General features: G+C 50.6%; 1 protein-coding gene. It reads right to left on the reverse strand.

Features of this window, described 5'->3' with window-relative positions; genetic code table 11:
- Positions 1 to 216: 216 nt before the first annotated feature.
- The coding region (locus Ga0074115_RS15550; RefSeq protein ID WP_198295085.1) for a rhodanese-like domain-containing protein at positions 217 to 555 on the reverse strand (339 nt) is incomplete at its 5' end.

The raw sequence follows: 555 nt of genomic DNA on the forward strand, positions 1-555 counted from the left end.
TCTGTAAATGAGTTGTGCTTTCTTCATGATTTTGAGTGTCCCTGATCAGGTTATCAGTAGCGCATTCAGTAAACCTTGGTGCGAGTCTATTATCTTTGGATAATCAGCATCATTCCCTATGTAGCAAGAGTGACAGGATTAGTCTGTTAAGGGTGACTGACTAAAATAAAAAGGAGAGAGCTGCGGGAAATTAGACCCACAACGGTAGACATATTTTCAGGAGGTCTCCACAGGTAATCCTTCCAGTCTCCATTCGGGAAGGCCTCCTTCCAGGCGCTTGGCGTTAACGCCTCGCTCCCGCAGTCTGGAGACAGCATCAAATGCCAGTACACAATGCGGACCGCGGCAGTAGGCGACAATCTCCTGAGAAGGATCAAGCTCGTCCAGATGCTTTTCCAATTCCTCCAGCGGAATATTGATCGCACCCGGCAGGTGTCCCGCTGCATACTCCTCTGGCGGACGCACATCCAGGACCATCACCAGACCATCCCTCGCACGCTCCAGTAGTTGAGCTGCCGGCACCGGTTCTAAACTGTCTTTGACCTTGAGGTAGTC

The organism is endosymbiont of Ridgeia piscesae (assembly GCF_001443665.1).
Classification (GTDB): Bacteria; Pseudomonadota; Gammaproteobacteria; order Chromatiales; family Chromatiaceae; genus Endoriftia; species Endoriftia persephonae.